Origin of the sequence: Bacillus sp. AR4-2 (assembly GCF_008274865.1) — a bacterium.
Taxonomy (GTDB): domain Bacteria; phylum Bacillota; class Bacilli; order Bacillales; family Bacillaceae_G; genus Bacillus_A; species Bacillus_A cereus.
In genome coordinates this window covers 2,570,176-2,588,404 of record NZ_CP031062.1, presented here as the reverse complement: position 1 = coordinate 2,588,404, position 18,229 = coordinate 2,570,176, and the positions used below count along the sequence as shown (strand labels likewise).

Below are 18,229 nucleotides of genomic sequence, written 5' to 3'. Positions count from 1 at the left end.
AAATGATAAATACATATATACTATTTATAAGTGTTTCTCTTGTAATGGGATTAAGCCTCAACCTTGGATACTCGTTTGAAACCAGTCTTTATTGCTTGTACTATTTCGTTCACAGCATAAATAGATACATCGGCATTTGGATTTAACCCTTCAAACCAGTGATAGGCATTTGGATATAAATGAAACTCCACATCAACACCAGCTTGTGCTAGTTTGCTTACATAGGTTAATGTTTCGCTGCGGAATGGATCTAATTGACCAACAAATGTGTAAGTATACGGTAAGTCACTATAATCCTCAGCTCGAGAAGGTGCTGCATAGGCAGGGATTTGATCCGTTCCATACATTTCTCCTAAATACATTTTCCAGCCAGCTTCATTTGCCTTTTGGTTCCAAACAAATCCCTCTTTAATTTCATTCGCTGAAGGTGTATCATTTCTGTCATCAATCATTGGATATAGTGGCATTTGTAAACAAATTGAAGGATATTTTCGATCTCGTGCTAATAATGATAATGCTGCTGTTAGTCCACCGCCAGCGCTTACTCCTGCAACCCCAATTCGATTCGAATCAATGTTTAATGACTTTGCATTATCAGCAATCCATTTTAAAGCTGAATAACAATCCTCAATTGGTGCTGGGTAAGGGTGTTCAGGTGCTAAGCGGTAGTCTACAGACACGACCACACAGCTAGCTTCTTTTGCAAACCTCATACAAGTATCATCGTTATCATCTATAGACCCTAAGATATAACCTCCACCATGTATCCATAATAAGACAGGTAAAGATTCATGATTTGATTTTGGACGATAAATTCGTAATGGTAACGGATTATCATCAGGCCCAACAATGATTTTATCTGTTAAAGAAAGAGAGTCATCAACAACGGTAGGTGGTCTCATTTGAGCTATTCCTTCTCTGATTGATTGCAAATTTTCTGGGCGTAAATCGAGATCCGGAAACATCTCTAACCCTTGTAATAATTCTGGATTTACTCTAGTTTTCATTTTAGCACCTCTATTTGTAATTGTTTTCAAATAAATGAAGTGTATTCTAAGTAGTTTAATTGTGAAAGAACACCACAATTAAATTGTAAATTGGATATGTTATAACGGTCAACAGAATATTCGGAAATTAAAACCTTTCTCAAGAAGGAGTTTCATGCAATCAATAATACAAGTAGTGGATTTAAGAGCAAAGAGGTTTAATGTCGTTGTAATTATGTACATTAGAAAAATTTCTTTTCTAGACTCATGAAGAATTATGAAAAGCAAAATTTTATAGATGGTTATCTTAAAAATAAACAAAGAGAGAAGAACTAACCAATGTTCTTCTCTCTTTTTCATATGTAATTAGGGTATCCATAACTGTAAATACGGATGGTATAGATTAATGGATGAATAATTTATTTTTAAATTAATAACGTAATACATAAAGATTTTTGTATGTAATATTTCATATACAGGGACCACTGGTGAAAATGCTGAGCAATGTTTTTCCATATGGTAAATTAGTTCCTTAGTTATTTATTTTATTTCATTTTCAATCGTGGAAGGCTTGGGGCTAAGATTTACAAAGGTGACTAGTAAAAAATATAACAATACAAGTATAAGATTTTGTACTTAGTAATCTCGCGATTTAAGGCATGACATTGGATAAGTGTGGGGAGTTTAATCGATTTTGAATAAAATCAATAGTATCAGTTGCAATTTTTTTACGTTTAAGAACGATCCCGGCATGCCCGCATGTATAAATATATCGTGGAGGTCTTTCCCAAGATTCCCACAAGTAGTCTGTATCCTCAGAATGCACATATAGATCATGCTTACCTGAAATTAATAAAATATTTTCTTTTTTTACTTTTGGCAATGCTTGACTCGGTTCAGTGATTTTCCAATAATCTATTAAATCATCATACGTAACACCATGATGTTCCAAGTCTTCTCTAATAAATTTACCTGGAGTTGTATTCCAAATCGAATAAGAAAGTCGATTTGCATAGAAAATGGATGCTAACACATCAATTTCTTCTTCAACAAGAGAGGTTAAGTTAGTAATAAATCCGCCTAAACTAATTCCTATTAGAATCAGGGGCCCCTTTTTATTTGCTTTAATCCATTTAATCAAAGCTTGTAAATCAGCTACCGCTTGTCTAGTTGCTTGTAATGTTCGTTCAATATTTGCACTTACCATATACTCTCCACTGAATAAGGATTGATCGGGTTTTCTTTCAAAATGATAGGGTAGAGTGAAATAATACATATTCCACTTCAGGCTGGTCATATGATCGTGGAATATTTTTTTCACACGTTCGTTAGAATCCATTCTCCAACCGTGAACAAAGATAACATGAGGTGCATTTTCATTTTTATGTAAGAATAATTCCCCAGTTACAGAGTCGTTGTGTGAATCACCGGATTGAATCGAACTTTTATAGTTGAATTGCCCAACCATGTATTCATTTTCCTGCTTTGAATGCTTAATGTCAAAATGAAAATGTGATGGTTTTACTTTATAAAAAGATTCTATGTTCTTTATATTTAATGAAGTGTTAGAAAGGGAAGTAAACTGAAACGCTACACTTCTTTTTTTGTGTAAATCATATAAGGCGTACCGATCAATGAGTTTTGAAAAAATCAAATTAACCTCCTCCAAAATACATATTGTTTAAAACATAGACAAAATTTATGTTTTAAATTAATTAGGAAATATTCTCTTTTCCTAATAGTAGGTGCTTGAATTATAAAAATAGGTGATAAATTTTCATATTATATTATAAAGCTTACAATAAATAATTTATACTAAAATTTAAGAAGTAAGTTAATATTATTATCCTTATAAAAGAATGTTAACTTGCTTCTTTTCTTATTAAAAGCTGTAATTTCTATGAAGAACAACTTACAATTCCCATATAGATATTCACAAATTGGTTCTCTATATTTATTGTATAGAAATTATACAATAAATATATTTTTTATGTTACATACATTAAATCAAGCTTAACCTCTCTTTTCTATAAGTCTCTTAAATTGACTAACTCCTTACCGAAATTCAAAAACGACTGTGTTTTTGAATTTGTGTTCTAGCTTTTCTGGAACAGGTAAATAACTACACATAAACTCCTTATATCTCTAGTTAAACTACCGATTAGCTCCATATAAACTCTAGATAACCTATATAGAATACAAGTTATCAAGGAGGTAAGAAAAATGAATTTTATGAAACGAGCAATTCTCAGTATGAAAAAAAGGATAGGAACATCATTAATTTTGATGGCAGTTTTTCTGATTGTTACAAATTTGGTTCTTTCAGGTTTCACAATCCAAAATGCATCAAAAAAAGCAGCGGATGCTGCAAGAAAAAAACTTGGTGCAGATGTTACTTTAGGTCTTGATTTCGACAAAATAGGTCAAAAAGCTAAGGAAACTGGAGAAATGCCAAATCCGCCGCAGCTCGATGCAAAAGAAACAGATCAATTAGCGAAGTCCAAGTATGTAAAAGATTATAATTACATAGCTAACACTTTCGGTATTTCTGATGGGCTTAAACTAGTAGGAGCTTCAGAAGGAGAAGAAGAAGGAAAAGGTAAAGTGGGAATGACGGCTGCGCGAGGCGGTTCAAGCTCTGGTACAGAAATAGATATGAATGCTTCTTTTATGATTGAGGGAGTTCGCAAGACTGCATTACAAGAAAGCTTTAAAAACGGAAAAAGTAAAATCATTGATGGAAAACCAATAACAGAGCAAATGAAAGATCAGAATGTAGCTTTAATGGAAAAACGATTAGCGGAATTAAACAATTTGAAAGTAGGAGACAAAGTTAAAGTACAATCAGGGGATAAGAAGGAAACTCTTGAGGTTGAAATTATCGGCATTTACGAAACAAATGAGCAAGCAATGGGTCAACAGGCTCCTCCTATTATGGATCCAGCTAATAAACTATATATGCCGCATTCAACTATGAAAAAATTAGAAGTAGACCAAGGTATAAGTAGTGGTCAAGTCGTGTATTTCTTGAATGATCCACAATATATTGATGCATTTAAAAAAGAAGCAAAAAAATCTAACATTGATTTTAATTATTATAAATTAGATGCGCATGATTCATTGTACAAGCAAATGATTGGTCCTATCGAAAATATCTCTTCGACTTCTCAAATGATTATTTATATTGTATCGATTGCAGGTGCGATCATTTTAGGATTAATCATTATGCTATCAATTAAAGGGCGTCGTAAAGAAATGGGAATTCTATTGTCTATTGGAGAGAAAAAGTGGAAACTGATGGCGCAATTCGTAGTAGAAGTAGTGTGTGTCGCTATTTTAGCATTTGGATTATCCATAACAACAGGAGCTAAAGTTTCTCAATATATCGGGGATAATTTACTTTCGAATGAAATTGCTACTGCAAGCGAAGAAACAGATACTTCGCAACATGGTACTGTAATGATGGCTGGACCCGGTGGTACTCTACAAAATCAAAAAGAAGATCCAATTGATAAAATTGATGTAAGTGTAACAGGAGAAGATGTAGGAAAAATGGGTGGAATTGGACTAGCTATTGCTATAATAGCAACGCTTCTTCCAGCATTATCTATTCTACGTTTAAACCCAAAACAAATTCTTTTAAAAGATGAATGAGGAGGCTCGATATGGAGACGATTTTACAGTTTAAAAATTTGGATTATTATTATGAAAGTAATGGGAAAAATGTAGTGATACTAGATAATGTTAACTTTTCTTTTCAAAAAGGACATTTCTACACGATTTTAGGGCCATCTGGATCTGGTAAAACCACAACTCTGAGCTTAGGTTGTGGACTGGATGTCCCTAAAAATGGTTATGTACTGTATAATGGCAAAGATATTAGAAAAATTGGTTTGGATCGATACCGTAATCAAAATGTATCTGTAATTTTCCAATCTTATAACTTAATTACCTATATGACCGCTCTTCAAAATGTCTTAACAGCAATGGAAATTACAGGTGTTAAAGTGCAAAATAAAACAGCAAGAGCATTAGAATTATTAGAGAGGGTAGGACTCTCAGAAGCTGAAGCGAAACGAAACGTCCTGCAACTAAGTGGCGGGCAACAACAGCGTGTAGCAATTGCTCGAGCACTATCTTGTAATGTTGATTTACTGATTGCAGATGAGCCGACAGGAAACCTCGACGAGGAAACCGCAATGGATATAATAGAACTGTTTCAAGAACTTGCACATAAAGAGAATAAATGCATTATTGTTGTGACTCACTCACAGGAGGTTGCTAAAAAATCAGATCGTGCAGTGTATTTAAGTAAGAAGAAGTTAGTCATAAATGAAATCTAATATAAACATCGTAGCTGTTTAATTCACATATTTTTCAAAAACTAGACCTTTCAAAAGCTTATATTTGATTTATAATAAAATCAAGCCATAATCAAAATGGTCTCCCTGTACTGAATGTTAAAATAGTTTGTCGTTCCCGTTTTAATAATATTTTTAAAAGAACTTGTAGGATATTCTACAAGTTCTTTTTATTATAATTGGTTACCTATCATGGGATAATTACACATAAAAAACGGGACAATACCTAGATATATAATCTAAATGCTGTCCCGTTTCCCTATGTATCTGTATAGTTATTGCAGAATTAAACCTACAATCATAATTAAACTAAATACTATCATCCAACCAAACGCGCAATAGCCAAAAATTCTAATCCATTTAGGTAATTGATTCATGTTAATTTTATTTGTGGGAACTCCTTGCATAGAAAACATCATTTTTTGATCTCTATCTCTATTATTTTGTTGTTCATACATAATATCATCACCTTTCCAGAACTATTGTGTTTATAGTATATCAGCCTAAAGAAAATTATGTACAGAATAAGAGGGGATAACATATATATTATGTGGTGAATTTTATAAATAAAGACATTTAATTGCCATGGTTCTAAGCGCTAATCCGTTATAAATTCTGAAAAAGAGCCCTACATAAATAGGAATCTTTTTCTTCAAATATTAAGTTGCTGGATATACATCAGAACCAAGGTAACGTTCTTTTATAATTTGAAGATGATGAAGCTCATGACCAGCAATGATGTATGCTAATGCACGAACTGTAACTTCAGAATTATTCGCATTTCCTCTTTGTGACCAAGCTTCTTTATCTAAGCTTCTAAGTAAACACAGGGTAGATTGGCGAACAACAATTAAATTCTCAAGAAGATTTTGCATAGATTGCTTATCAAAAGCAGCTCTAAGAACATACATATCATCATTATAGCCTGGAAGTTCTGCTGTCTCGCCTCGAGCGATAGATAGCAATCGATACGCCATAATCCGTTCTGTATCTGCTATATGACCCATTACTTCTTTTATACTCCATTTAGTAGGAGCATACCGGAAAAGTCCCTCACTATCAGAAATTTCCTTTAATAAGAGATTCGTTTCCTTCATTTGTTGTTCTAGAATATGTATGATATTTCCGTCTGATACCAAGTTGGTATACGTTGCATAATAGGAGCTATATTCACTTACTTGTGGTCTTATTTGCATACGAATCATCCTTTATGTTTAATCTTTACATATAGCTTATCATAAAAGAATTCCAAATTAATCTGAAAAATGGAGGCAAATATGCATTTTTCATCCTCCTTTTTAGTTTCATAGATGAAATGCATCTCAAATAAGAGAATCTAATTTGCGCTATGCGGAATTTCGTTTTTTTGCTGTTATAGTAGAAGATAAATATGTAAATTGAATACAGTTTGTCACTACTTATGATAATCGCCATTTAAGAAGCAGCATTTGTCCATTAAGTGAAAAACCTGTTAATAAGTTTATATTTACTACAAAAACAAACAAACTCGTCCTATTTAAAGGAGAGTTTGTTTGTTTTTGTGTTTAGATAATGGAATGCTCATGCGAAATTGTACACTATGTTCCATATTTTTTATTGAATACTTTATATCTAGCGTTTCAAGAATTTGTTTAACAATATATAACCCCAAACCACTTCCTCCAGTATTTCGATTTCTTGATTTTTCAATTCGATAAAATGGTTTGAAAATTTGTTGTAAATCTTCGTCTTTAATATTGACACCTGTATTTATAATTTGCATTTCGATTTGACCTTGTTTCGAATCCTCACTTAACTTTATATAGACTTTTTCATTATGTGGTGAATACATAACCGCATTGTGAATAATATTTTTACATGCTTTTTCTAAAAGAGCACAATCTGTATAAATAAAAAGGTCAGAATCAATTTCTTTTATTATTTCGATGCTTTTTTGAGAAGCAAAAAATTCGAGATCTTTTGTGATTGTACCTATTAACTTTGAAGGATTAACTTCCTCTACTTTTAGTTTGAAGGTGTGTTGTTCTAATTTCGATACGCTTAAAATTTCACGAACTAATTGTTCCATACTTTCAATAATTTGATGATTTTTCTTTAAATATTGATCGCGATTTTGATAAGGGCCAATATTGTAAATCATCCCTTCTAAGTAGCCTTTCATTACAGTAAGAGGGGACTTTAATTCATGTGCTACAATCGCAAAAAACTCTCTGCGTTTTGTTTCTATTTCTCTTTCTTTTTCAATATCATTTTTTAATTGTTCATTTGCTTTTTTTAAATCAAACATAGCTTGTTGTAAGTTAATAGACATGTCATTCAAACTATTAGACAATTCTCCTAACTCATCTGTAGAGCGAACCTCAATTTTTTCGGAGAAATCTAAATTTGCCATCTTTTGTGCACCTTCATTAATATAAATAAGTGGCTTTGTAATAAACCTGGAATAAAAATAAGCACTCCCTATACCAATTACGAGTACAATGATACTAATATAGGGGAGAAAGCGGACTAAAACCTGTGAAGCTTCATCAATCGGTTGAAATGTAGCAAAGACTATAAGCGTTAAACTACCATCTTGGAATTGAATTGGTTTCGTAACGTTATATGAATTGCTAAGGGTACTTGCATTCTCGAATCGTGTTGCTTTAGTAACTACTGTTTTTTGCGTACCACTTTGAATAAAAGAAAACGAAGGAGAGTAAATAATTACTCCTTCTTTATTTTGAAGATAAAGCATCGCATTATTTTTTTTTGCGTATTCATCAAAAAGTGGTATCGCATCTTGAAACGTAAGATTTTTAGACTTATCAATGATTTCGTTTATCCCTGTTTGAAGTTGATCTGTTTTATATTGCTCATAAAATGTAGGGAGAAAGAAGTATAAAGTTAAATAAATCAATACTGCAAAGGATAACAAAATGAGAGATGTAGTCATAAAGAGTTTATAAGTGATTTGCTTCATTTTCATGAGTTTCACAATACTATTCATCAATTTTATAACCAATACCCTTTATTGTTTTAATATAAGGGATAGCTAATTTTTTGCGTAGGTTTTTAATATGTGTATCAATTATTCGTGTTTCTCCAAAATAATCGTAACCCCAAACTTTCTCTACGATATTTTCTCTTGTAAGTACTTTTCTCTCATTTTGAAATAGTAGTTGTAGAATTTCAAACTCTTTTGTCGTTAATATAATTTCAACATCATTTACATAGACTCTATATGCATCCACATCGATACGAACTTCTTTAAATATCAAATGATTATTTACATTTTTATCATAACTTCTTCTAAGTACAGCTTCGACTCGTCTAATCAAAACATGAAATGAAAAGGGTTTTGTTATATAATCATCGATCCCAAGATCGAATCCTTTCATTTGATCTTCTTCTTCTTCCAACGCAGTTAGCATAATAATTGGTACGTTTGACTGACTTCGAATCATTTTAGAAACTTCAAATCCATTAAGATTGGGCATCATGACATCTAGAAGAATTAAATCAAAGGATTGCTTATTAAATTGTGTCATACCCTCTAGTCCATCTGAAGCGACTACCACTGTATAATGCTGTGTCATTAAAAATTGTTTAATTAATTCCTGAATTTCTTGATCGTCCTCTACCACGAGGATATGATAGTTTTTCATAATATCACCTCTGGTAGTCATTATAGCCGTACAATCTGGAGTTTATGTGGAGATACAGTAGTAAACTTCATAGAACGCTTACTACCAAAAAGTATTATTAACTTTATTACTTTTTTATGGAGAAATAATTGCTTAAAAAAACTTATTGTATGAATTGGTGTACGATTAATATTTACGAAAAACTAATGTATAATAATGTGAATTGTATGTAGTTTCTTAAAATTTGTAAAAATATACTTTTGCTTCTTTACCAAAAGAGGAAAAGGAATTTCAATATAGAAGAAACTACCGTAATACTAGAGTGTGTGCCAAGAACTTTGGATTTCTTTCATCTAGTTTCTATTTAATCGTTAATCACTACATAATAATGTTCTTGCTAAACCAAAAGTTTAAAGGTACAAACTTGGAGAGATTTATATAATGCTAGAAAGGTTGTGAAATGATTTGATGGGTTATAAAGCGATGCTGTTTGATTTAGATGATACATTACTTGATAGGGATAAAGCAGTAGAGGCATTATTTTTAATTGTTTTAGAAAAGTGTTATGAAAATGTAGATGGTGCGGCTAAAAGCAACATGTTACAGAAATTCAAAGAATACGATAAAAGAGAATATGGCATAAGTAATAAAACGACAGTTTTAGAATCATTGTTTGATGAATTCACGCCAAGGTATAGATTGCCACGCAATTACATCCAAGATTTTTGGAATAATAATTTCCCTAGATGTTTTTCAATAGACAAAAATACTATTCATTTCTTAAATCAAATAAAGAAGCACTGTAAAGTTGGAATTATAACAAATGGCTCAACTCAGAGGCAAAAAGCTAAAATATTTAACACGAATTTAAATAGGTATTTTGAAACAATCATTATTTCTGAAGAAGTAGGATTTAGTAAACCTGATAAACGTATATTCGAACTAGCATTAAATAAGCTAAATTTACAACCGGAACATACTTTATTTGTTGGGGATGACTTAGAAAAGGATATTGCTGGTCCTCAAAATGTAAATATAAAAGGGGTGTGGTTTAACCCTCAGAAAATCAATAATACTACCAAAATACAACCATATGCCGAGATTAACACTTTGGATAATTTGTTAAGTTATGTTACTCCACAATATTTTTATAACAAGTAAAAGTAATTCCGCATATATATATTAAATAATATAAAAAAGAGAAACTATCATTAATTTCATTGACCGTATTAGTAATAAAAAATATATACTTACAATAAAAAATAGAGGCGATTTTAATAGCTGTGGCTAATTTAATCTATGATTAATACGAAGTCTTGTAAAACAATTTTACTCATACTGTGTAAATTATAAAGGGGTGGTGTATAGTGATAATAAAGTTATTGAATTTTGATTAAAAAAGATAAGAGCCTTACTACATTCTATATGCAGCAAGGCTCTTTAAAGTTGTTTCAAATTATATCCATCTGCTTATGTAATGCTTAAAAAATGAATAATAAAGTTGTTTACTTCTTATTAAACTAACGCCCCCGTTTTTAAGTGTAACTCTTCACAATTATTTGATATTATATAGATAAATAGAAATATAAATCAGAATTTAGTTTATAGTTATAAAAATAAGTTATTTATACCCTTATAATTCTTCAGAAAGGAGAGTGTATGAAAAAGACTATTGTTTTTGTATTAACGATATTTATATTATTCTCAGGATTCGCAACACAAAGTTATGCGTTGTCAGATTCGAAATCTGTGGCAATACAAGCATTGCTAGATGATGCCTGTCGTACGTCAGGTGTGCCTGGAATGTCACTCTCAATACTTGCTGATGGTGAAGTGTTCTACTTTTCTTCTGGGTATGCAGATCTTGAAAAGGGACTGTCTGCAAGTGAAAATACACTCTATGAGTTGGCCTCGGTGAGTAAAGCTTTTACTGGTATGGGGATTTTGCTATTGGAAGAGCAAGGGCTGCTATCAATGACTGACCCTATCCAAAAATATTTACCTTGGTTTACGTTAAAGTATCAAGGTAAAGGTAAACCTGTTGATATGCAAAACCTTACACTAAATAACTTTCTTCACCATACCAGCGGCCTAACAAATATTAGACATCTTCAAAATATTCCACAAGGTAATACGCCTGATATGTTGCAAAAGACTGTGGAAACGCTGGTAGATGCAGAATTGGCGTTCTCTCCCGGTGAACAATATAACTATGGAACCGTTAATTATGACGTATTGGGTTTGGTTATTGAGATTGTATCACGACAAAGCTATGAAGACTTTATGAAGGAACAGGTATTTCTACCCTTAGGTCTTCACCAGACGTATGTTTATAAAGAAGATGCTCAAGCCACTGGACAGTTAGCACAGGGCTACCGTTCTTCCTTTTTTATAACAACTCCATTTAACGCTCCGGATTATGCTGGGAATAAACCTGCCGGCTATATCATTTCTAATACAAAAGATATGGTGCGTTGGATGGGCATACAGATGGGTATCGTGCAGGACATACCCGAAATATTTCACAGGGCCATCGAAAAATCACATAGAGGTGATATGTCTGTTTCGGCTGTCAATGATATGTATTATGCGGCAGGTTGGTCGGTAAACGCCGAACAAACGTTTATAGAACACACTGGGCGTAATCCAAATTTTAGTACCAAAGTAGCCATACTGCCAAATGAAAGAACAGCCATCTGCTTACTGAGCAACGGCGCAAATACCAATATAAACCTGGTACTACAAGTTAATAATATATTAAACGGCAATCTAACTCAGTCATATGAGATAAGCGGCACACAGCTTTTGGACATCATTTTGTCGTCTACCACAATTATTCTTTGCCTATTAGCCGTTCTGTTATTTTTCTTAGGATTAAGAAAAAGGAAAATGAATGAGCAGCAGCCAATGACAAAAAAGAGAACAATCGTAACAATTATTTTCCTAATCGCTACGATTGCCCAGTGTATAATGTTTTTTGCCTTCGATTGGTCAACGATACTTATTTGGCAAACATATAGTGTTCTTACAGCTTTAATTTCGTCAACATTATTAACAGCAAGCATTACTTGGTTTGTATATACTCATCGATTAGGTGCTTCGGTCCGAAAATAAGTATAATGTTAAGTAAATAAATCTTAATTTATCGATATCCTTAATTTAAAAAACAGAAGACACCTCGGTGTCTTCTTTAATGTCATCGACACTTCTCCTAGTTAAAACCACTTGCTATTTCTTCCACTAACCTGCCTCGTTAGTAGAAGAAGGATTTTTAAACTACTATATTATTTTTTAAATGACTTTATTGTAAATTAAACAACTTTATTATCTCTGTACAGGTGGGACTATGGAAATAAAGAAAGTAGTAATCGATGGAATCAATATTGCGCTCATTAGAAACGATAAGGTATTAATATCGGATGTTCAGTCTGCATTAGATACTATGGCAACAGTTCAATATGAGGTAGATGCGAAACATATTATTATCCATAAATCTTTAATAAGTGAAGATTTCTTTGATCTAAAAACACGGCTTGCGGGCGATATCCTTCAAAAGTTTATAAACTACAAGGTAAAGATTGCTATTGTTGGAGATTTCACTATGTATACTAGTAAAAGCTTAAAGGATTTTATTTATGAATGTAATAAAGGGAATGACATTTTTTACTTAGCAACTGAACAACAAGCAATTAAAAAACTAAGTACATTAAAGTAATAATTATATCCTGCTAAATTCCCCCATTTCACTTAGTTCATAATTATATACGATATAGAAGAACTGATGTTTGTGGTAAACTAAGAGATGAATAAAGGGGGAGTTTTTTTGAACAATTTTAATAATATAATCCAAGATTTAAATAATATAGTTTACAAACCTAACAACTTAATGATTACGAATCTAAAAGAAGAAAAGCAAAACGCAGAATATGCCGGATGTTTATTCCACTTAAATAACAAAACCATTCGTTTTAGAAAATCAAAAGTTACACCTAATAAAATTGGTCAATTCGTTTCTTTTTGGGCGAAAGATGAAAATATGCGAAATAGAGCTTTCTCTTATGAAGCTGCTCCTGATTTATTAGTAATCACTTGTATTGCTGATAATAAACTAGGGCAATTTATTTTTCCTAAAGAGATTCTTCTTAAAGAAAAAATATTGAGAACACAAAGTCAAACAGGGAAAATGGCAATGAGAATTTATCCTGTTTGGGATACCACTGTTAGTAATCAAGCTAAAAAGAGCCAAGCATGGCAACTTCAATATTTTGTTGATTTAAGTGATAGTAATAGTTTGCCTATAGATAAACTATTAAATTTATATTCGTAGCTTTTGGTTTGCCACAAAAAGAAGTGATTACAAAAAACATGTGTAATGACACCTCCTATGTGAATCGTAATTTTTGTACCGGTACAGTTTAATGAAATGTACGTTGTTACAGTGCCCCTTAAAATTTACAATCAGCATATATTATTTAAACTTATAAATTTTTAAGGGGTGCTAAATATGACAAGTTTACAAGATCAGCTTTTCACAAGATTAAATCTTAAAAAACGTAATGAAGTAACGTTTGAAGAATTACCTACCATACTCTTTTCGTTTGCGCATACTATACCATTTGAGAATTTAGATGTTATAGCACGAAATACGAATCAAATCTCTCTGGAAAACTTACGAGAGAAAATTTTAACTAGTTCCCGTGGTGGACTTTGCTACGAATTAAATACTCTTTTTTACTATTTCTTAAGAGACTGTGGCTATGATGTACAACTGGCATTAGGTACGGTTTATAAAAACGATATAAATGCATGGGCACTTGAGGATGGCCATATAACAATTATTTTAACTTATGATAATGTACAGTATTTAATTGATGTAGGTATAGCTTCGTTAGTACCTCTTGTTCCTGTACCTTTTACTGGTAAGTCTGTCTCTTCAAAAAATGGTTCGTACCGGGTGAGACGAAAAGATACGAGTAAAGGAAATTATGTTTTAGAAAGAATAGATACTGATGGAGAATGGAAAGTTTGTCATGCTTTTTATAAACATAATATTGATGAGATAGTAGTAAACGACGTTCAAAGAAGAGTGATAGAAGATGAGAAGTCTATTTTTAATAAAGGACCAATTGCAGTAAAGTTGACGAACTCCGGTCATATTTCATTAACGAATACAAGTTTAACTGAAATTATTCATGGGGAAAAAACTAAGCTTGAAATTACAGAAGATCAATATAGAGAGTTTTTATATACTTTATTTTCTATTAAGTTATGAATAAACAAATAGCCGGTTCTTATTCAGAAGCGGCTATTTTTATTATTTTTGGTGTAAATGGTTTTCTTCTAATACGTTTCGGAAACTGCGATATAGTTAATGTTTTTAATGTTTCCTCAGCTTCTTCATATGTATGAAAAATTGGTTCTTTTCCATCATCCCCTTGTAAAACTAGCCCTTCATCCCGGATTACATATGGCATAAAACCACCCCATCTATTAAAGAATTCTGTTCTTTTGCAGCAGAATAACACGATTTAAAGTTTGATTTTCTTAATACATATAATACACTAGAACAGTACGAAAAAGTATGTACAATGAATTTTGAATGTAAAGGAAGATTATTATGTCAGTTATTGATAAATTGAAACTTAATAAGTATACAAATATGGTCGTTATTAACGAACCAAGTGATTATGACATTTTTACAGGTAAAGAAAATGGATTCTCAAAAGAACACGATGCTATCTTTATATTTGTAGAAACGCTTGATGAAATGGTGAAACAAACGAATTTTATTATTAGTAATGAAGAATTACTAATTGAAAAAGGTTACGTATTCTTCGCATATCCGAAAAAAGGTAATGCTCGTTATAGTACGTTTATTCACCGTGATGAGATGTTTCCGGCATTAAACGTTGGAGAAGATGGTTATGTGGGAGAAAGCGATATTAAATTTGCACGAATGGTAAGTATGGATGAAGTCTTTACTGTTGTAGGTTTAAAACGTGAAAAGAAAAAAACAACGAAAACATCTGCTATGAGTCAATGTGTTGCCGATTATGCAGATCGAATTAAAGATGTTGAAGCATTATTAACAAATCACCCGAATGAACTTAAGTTTTATCAAAGTTTAACGCCTGGATATCAGAAAGATTGGGCACGTAATCTTTTTTCTGTAAAACAAGAAAAAACACGTGAAAAACGTCTAGAGAAAATGATAGAAATCCTTTCACAAGGCTATAAAACAATTGAATTATTCCGTAAGAAGAAAAAATAATGATTAAGAAAGTCACAATGCTGCAACAATTAATTGTGATGAGTACATTGAAAAAAGCATTCCTTCCATTATACTAAGGAATGTTCGTATATTTATATAATTAGCAAAAGAGAAAAGGTGTTTGAAATGAAATCGTATATTGTAGTTGGATCTGGAATTTTAGGAGCGTCTACTGCTTATCATCTTGCTAAGACAGGTGCGAATGTTACTATCGTGGATCGCCAACAATTAGGGCAAGCAACTGATGCAGGAGCAGGTATTGTATGTCCATGGCTATCACAGCGTCGTAATAAAGCATGGTATAAAATCGTTAAAGGCGGTGCACGTTACTATTCTTCGTTAATTCAGCAATTAGAAGAAGACGGTGAAACTGACACAGGATATAATCGTGTAGGTGCAATTAGTTTACATACTGACGAGAAAAAGTTAGATCAAATGGAAGAACGAGCTTATAAACGACGTGAAGATGCCCCAGAGATTGGTGAAATAACTCGCTTATCAGCTGAAGAAACAAAAAAATTATTCCCAGCATTATCAGACGAATATAGTTCTGTTCATATTAGTGGTGCTGCACGAGTAAATGGAAGATTATTACGCAATGCATTAATAAGTGCTGCGAAAAAACATGGTGCAACTTTTATAAAAGGCGATGCCATATTAGTCCGTGAAGGAAATCATATTACTGGAGTTACAGTAAACGATGAAACAATTTTAGCAGAAAAGGTTATTGTAACTGCAGGCGCATGGGCGAATGAAATCTTGAACCCATTAGGAATTAATTTCTTAGTTACATTCCAAAAAGGACAAATTGTTCATCTACAAATTGAAAATACAGTAACAGAAAATATGCCAGTTGTTATGCCACCAAACGATCAATATATTTTAACGTTTGACAATGGTCATGTCGTAATTGGTGCAACACATGAGAATGATACTGGTTTCGATCATCGTGTAACAGCAGGTGGTTTACATGAAGTATTCCATAAGGCATTATCAGTTGCACCTGGCTTAGAAAATGCTACAATGCTTGAAACGAGAGTAGGATTCAGACCATTCACACCAGGATTCTTACCTGTTATCGGACCGCTACCTAACTTTGAAGGAATTCTCGTTGCGAATGGATTAGGGGCTTCGGGTTTAACAGCTGGTCCATATCTAGGAGCGGAACTTGCTAAACTAGCGCTCGGAAAAACGATTGAATTAGATTTAAATGATTATGATGTTGCTGGTGCAATTGAATAATATAGGGTACTGCTAACATTTAGGAAAAACCATGTTAAATAAATTCGACAAGAAATAATCAGTTTTTCCTCTGTTAAGAGTAAGCCTGTTTATGAAAAATAAAATTATTTAAAAATAGAGGGCCGACATTATAAACCTGCATTAATAATGTAGAATTGTGATGGCGGCTCTTTATTCATATTGATTTAAAACTTATTTTCGAGAGGAGGTTAAGTAATGAGGGCGTCATATCAAGTATTGATATTTCCTTATATAAAAACTGCCGATTCTATTCAATATGCCATTTTTAACCGAAGTGATTATGGTTATTGGCAAGGAATAGCTGGTGGCGGAGAAGACGGTGAGATTCCTATTGAATCAGCAAAACGGGAAGCGTTTGAAGAGGCTGGTATTACAAGAGAATGTCCATATATACAATTAGATTCTGTGTCTTCACTACCAGTAGAGGATGTAGTTGGAGGATTCCTTTGGGGAGAAGAGGTTTATGTAATAAAAGAATTTTCTTTTGGAGTTAAAGTCCCTACAAAAAACATATCATTATCTAAAGAACACTTTAATTATAAATGGTTATGCTTTGAGGAAGCAGTAACGCTTTTGAAATGGGATAGCAACAAAACAGCATTGTGGGAATTAAACAAAAGACTATTAAAACAATAAAAGTTTTTGCTAACAAAAATAGTTGTGGAAGAAGAATTGAACCATTAACAAACCCTTGCTACACTTCTAAACAATGTTTTATAGATTTGGCATGGGTAATGAACGAACAGAACTTGTACTAAGAAAAGCCCTATACACTTGCCTCTGAAAAAATGAAAATAGTTAGAAATATTTTTATATCGTACGGTTTTTGGCTATGAATAACGGAATAAATATTAAGTATTCAACAGTTCAAATAAAACGAGTTAGCTTTTTATTTTAGGAAGAAAGATGACTCGTTTTATGCTAAAATTCGCTTAGTGTATATTTTCGTTAAAATGTGGGTGGGCCCCCTTTTAGCAAAACCGGAGTGGGAATGATGAGTATAAATAGTTTTGTGGGATTGATAAATAACGAATTATTAAAAGAGGTAAGTATCAGAAGTGAGGATGAATTCGAGCCTGTAGTAGTTAAAGATATTCCTAGACTTTGGAAGTGTTTAGGAACAGGTAATTATGCCGCAGTATTCATGCACAAAGAATACAAAGATTGGGTAGTGAAAGTTTACGTGCGAGAAGGAGAAGGAATTGAAAAAGAGTCAGAAGTATACCGAAGAATCGGAAATCATCCTTCTTATTCAAAGCTTATATATAAAGGAGAAAATTTCATAGTATTGAAACGTTTAAAAGAAATTACCTTATACGATGCTATTCATAAGGGGATTAAAATTCCTAAGCAGGTAATACTTGATATCAATAAGGCTTTAGAGTATGCGAGGGAACAGGGATTAACTCCTTGTGATGTTCACGGGAAAAATGTGATGATGGAAAAAGGAAGGGGATATGTAGTCGATGTATCTGATTTCTTAAAAACAAAAGAAGATAGTAAGTGGAGAGACCTAGAAAAGGCATATTTCACCTTTTATTTTCCTTTCATATATAAATTGCCTTTCCCTATTAAAGTACCGTATTTTATGTTAAACATTGTTAGACGTTCGTATAGAAAATATAAGAAGCTTAAAAAGAAATTCAAATTGTAAAAGGATCACATATGTTCCTGAAAACGAGTTAAATTCACATAAATAACTTTAGAAAAATTTCAAATTTT

General features: G+C 32.4%; 18 protein-coding genes. 11 read left to right on the top strand and 7 right to left on the bottom strand.

Annotated features, from left to right (window positions below; all coding sequences use genetic code 11):
* Positions 1–50: 50 nt before the first annotated feature.
* The gene (locus DN399_RS13360) at positions 51–1,007 is read right to left on the bottom strand and encodes an alpha/beta hydrolase (RefSeq protein ID WP_149149689.1); all 957 of its coding nucleotides are present in this window, start codon (positions 1,005–1,007) and stop codon (positions 51–53) included.
* Between the two features lie 631 nt (positions 1,008–1,638).
* Complete coding sequence (locus DN399_RS13355; RefSeq protein WP_149149688.1) at positions 1,639–2,640, bottom strand: alpha/beta hydrolase; 1,002 nt, start codon at positions 2,638–2,640, stop codon at positions 1,639–1,641.
* 569 nt (positions 2,641–3,209) lie between these two features.
* On the opposite strand from DN399_RS13355, the gene DN399_RS13350 reads away from it, so the two are divergent.
* Together DN399_RS13350 and DN399_RS13345 are read left to right on the top strand one after the other, a co-directional pair.
* A complete protein-coding gene (locus DN399_RS13350) occupies positions 3,210–4,640 on the top strand; it encodes an ABC transporter permease (protein ID WP_049108024.1) in 1,431 nt (476 codons plus the stop codon).
* Between the two features lie 11 nt (positions 4,641–4,651).
* Positions 4,652–5,329, top strand: a complete 678-nt coding sequence (locus DN399_RS13345; RefSeq protein ID WP_149149687.1) for an ABC transporter ATP-binding protein — start codon at positions 4,652–4,654, stop codon at positions 5,327–5,329.
* Positions 5,330–5,622: 293 nt separating this feature from the next.
* On the opposite strand, the gene DN399_RS13340 is transcribed toward DN399_RS13345, so the two are convergent.
* From DN399_RS13340 to DN399_RS13325, 4 genes are all read right to left on the bottom strand, one after another.
* Positions 5,623–5,805 (bottom strand): hypothetical protein, encoded by a 183-nt coding sequence (locus tag DN399_RS13340; RefSeq protein WP_000273238.1) that lies wholly within the window; start codon positions 5,803–5,805, stop codon positions 5,623–5,625.
* Positions 5,806–6,006: 201 nt separating this feature from the next.
* A complete protein-coding gene (locus tag DN399_RS13335; protein ID WP_046392780.1) occupies positions 6,007–6,543 on the bottom strand; it encodes a DinB family protein in 537 nt (178 codons plus the stop codon).
* Between the two features lie 320 nt (positions 6,544–6,863).
* On the bottom strand, positions 6,864–8,336 hold the full coding sequence (locus tag DN399_RS13330; protein ID WP_255478129.1) for a sensor histidine kinase: 1,473 nt from the start codon (positions 8,334–8,336) through the stop codon (positions 6,864–6,866).
* Positions 8,329–8,994 carry a response regulator transcription factor gene (locus DN399_RS13325; protein WP_000800727.1) on the bottom strand — a complete coding sequence of 222 codons (666 nt, stop codon included), beginning with the start codon at positions 8,992–8,994 and terminating at the stop codon, positions 8,329–8,331. The genes DN399_RS13330 and DN399_RS13325 overlap by 8 nt, the downstream gene beginning before the upstream one ends.
* A 447-nt stretch (positions 8,995–9,441) precedes the next feature.
* Between DN399_RS13325 and DN399_RS13320 the strand changes: the two genes are divergently transcribed.
* From DN399_RS13320 to DN399_RS13300, 5 genes are all read left to right on the top strand, one after another.
* Complete coding sequence (locus DN399_RS13320) at positions 9,442–10,134, top strand: HAD family hydrolase (RefSeq protein ID WP_000540710.1); 693 nt, start codon at positions 9,442–9,444, stop codon at positions 10,132–10,134.
* 498 nt (positions 10,135–10,632) lie between these two features.
* Positions 10,633–12,087 (top strand): serine hydrolase domain-containing protein, encoded by a 1,455-nt coding sequence (locus DN399_RS13315; RefSeq protein WP_149149686.1) that lies wholly within the window; start codon positions 10,633–10,635, stop codon positions 12,085–12,087.
* A 232-nt stretch (positions 12,088–12,319) separates the two neighbouring features.
* The gene (locus DN399_RS13310) at positions 12,320–12,688 is read left to right on the top strand and encodes a DUF4180 domain-containing protein (RefSeq protein ID WP_149149685.1); all 369 of its coding nucleotides are present in this window, start codon (positions 12,320–12,322) and stop codon (positions 12,686–12,688) included.
* Between the two features lie 87 nt (positions 12,689–12,775).
* Entirely contained in the window at positions 12,776–13,300 is a 525-nt protein-coding gene (locus DN399_RS13305) for a MepB family protein (RefSeq protein WP_080353311.1), read from the top strand.
* A 177-nt stretch (positions 13,301–13,477) separates the two neighbouring features.
* The gene (locus DN399_RS13300) at positions 13,478–14,245 is read left to right on the top strand and encodes an arylamine N-acetyltransferase family protein (protein ID WP_000202756.1); all 768 of its coding nucleotides are present in this window, start codon (positions 13,478–13,480) and stop codon (positions 14,243–14,245) included.
* 19 nt (positions 14,246–14,264) lie between these two features.
* On the opposite strand, the gene DN399_RS13295 is transcribed toward DN399_RS13300, so the two are convergent.
* Positions 14,265–14,447: a hypothetical protein gene (locus DN399_RS13295; RefSeq protein ID WP_149149684.1), complete on the bottom strand. Its 183-nt coding sequence runs from the start codon at positions 14,445–14,447 to the stop codon at positions 14,265–14,267.
* A gap of 143 nt (positions 14,448–14,590) precedes the next feature.
* Between DN399_RS13295 and DN399_RS13290 the strand changes: the two genes are divergently transcribed.
* From DN399_RS13290 to DN399_RS13275, 4 genes are all read left to right on the top strand, one after another.
* Entirely contained in the window at positions 14,591–15,244 is a 654-nt protein-coding gene (locus DN399_RS13290) for a YdeI/OmpD-associated family protein (RefSeq protein WP_106824908.1), read from the top strand.
* A gap of 126 nt (positions 15,245–15,370) precedes the next feature.
* Entirely contained in the window at positions 15,371–16,486 is a 1,116-nt protein-coding gene (locus DN399_RS13285; protein WP_149149683.1) for an NAD(P)/FAD-dependent oxidoreductase, read from the top strand.
* 216 nt (positions 16,487–16,702) lie between these two features.
* Positions 16,703–17,143: an NUDIX hydrolase gene (locus DN399_RS13280; RefSeq protein ID WP_016122617.1), complete on the top strand. Its 441-nt coding sequence runs from the start codon at positions 16,703–16,705 to the stop codon at positions 17,141–17,143.
* A 355-nt stretch (positions 17,144–17,498) separates the two neighbouring features.
* The gene (locus DN399_RS13275) at positions 17,499–18,161 is read left to right on the top strand and encodes a protein kinase family protein (RefSeq protein WP_006929730.1); all 663 of its coding nucleotides are present in this window, start codon (positions 17,499–17,501) and stop codon (positions 18,159–18,161) included.
* Positions 18,162–18,229: the final 68 nt, after the last annotated feature.

Coding starts and splice junctions, on each gene's coding strand:
- DN399_RS13360 (WP_149149689.1), bottom strand. CDS start 1,007: ATGAAAACTAGAGTAAATCCAGAATTATTACAAGGGTTAGAGATGTTT.
- DN399_RS13350 (WP_049108024.1), top strand. CDS start 3,210: ATGAATTTTATGAAACGAGCAATTCTCAGTATGAAAAAAAGGATAGGA.
- DN399_RS13345 (WP_149149687.1), top strand. CDS start 4,652: ATGGAGACGATTTTACAGTTTAAAAATTTGGATTATTATTATGAAAGT.
- DN399_RS13340 (WP_000273238.1), bottom strand. CDS start 5,805: ATGTATGAACAACAAAATAATAGAGATAGAGATCAAAAAATGATGTTT.
- DN399_RS13335 (WP_046392780.1), bottom strand. CDS start 6,543: ATGCAAATAAGACCACAAGTAAGTGAATATAGCTCCTATTATGCAACG.
- DN399_RS13330 (WP_255478129.1), bottom strand. CDS start 8,336: ATGAATAGTATTGTGAAACTCATGAAAATGAAGCAAATCACTTATAAA.
- DN399_RS13325 (WP_000800727.1), bottom strand. CDS start 8,994: ATGAAAAACTATCATATCCTCGTGGTAGAGGACGATCAAGAAATTCAG.
- DN399_RS13320 (WP_000540710.1), top strand. CDS start 9,442: ATGGGTTATAAAGCGATGCTGTTTGATTTAGATGATACATTACTTGAT.
- DN399_RS13315 (WP_149149686.1), top strand. CDS start 10,633: ATGAAAAAGACTATTGTTTTTGTATTAACGATATTTATATTATTCTCA.
- DN399_RS13310 (WP_149149685.1), top strand. CDS start 12,320: ATGGAAATAAAGAAAGTAGTAATCGATGGAATCAATATTGCGCTCATT.
- DN399_RS13305 (WP_080353311.1), top strand. CDS start 12,776: ATGAATAAAGGGGGAGTTTTTTTGAACAATTTTAATAATATAATCCAA.
- DN399_RS13300 (WP_000202756.1), top strand. CDS start 13,478: ATGACAAGTTTACAAGATCAGCTTTTCACAAGATTAAATCTTAAAAAA.
- DN399_RS13295 (WP_149149684.1), bottom strand. CDS start 14,447: ATGCCATATGTAATCCGGGATGAAGGGCTAGTTTTACAAGGGGATGAT.
- DN399_RS13290 (WP_106824908.1), top strand. CDS start 14,591: ATGTCAGTTATTGATAAATTGAAACTTAATAAGTATACAAATATGGTC.
- DN399_RS13285 (WP_149149683.1), top strand. CDS start 15,371: ATGAAATCGTATATTGTAGTTGGATCTGGAATTTTAGGAGCGTCTACT.
- DN399_RS13280 (WP_016122617.1), top strand. CDS start 16,703: ATGAGGGCGTCATATCAAGTATTGATATTTCCTTATATAAAAACTGCC.
- DN399_RS13275 (WP_006929730.1), top strand. CDS start 17,499: ATGATGAGTATAAATAGTTTTGTGGGATTGATAAATAACGAATTATTA.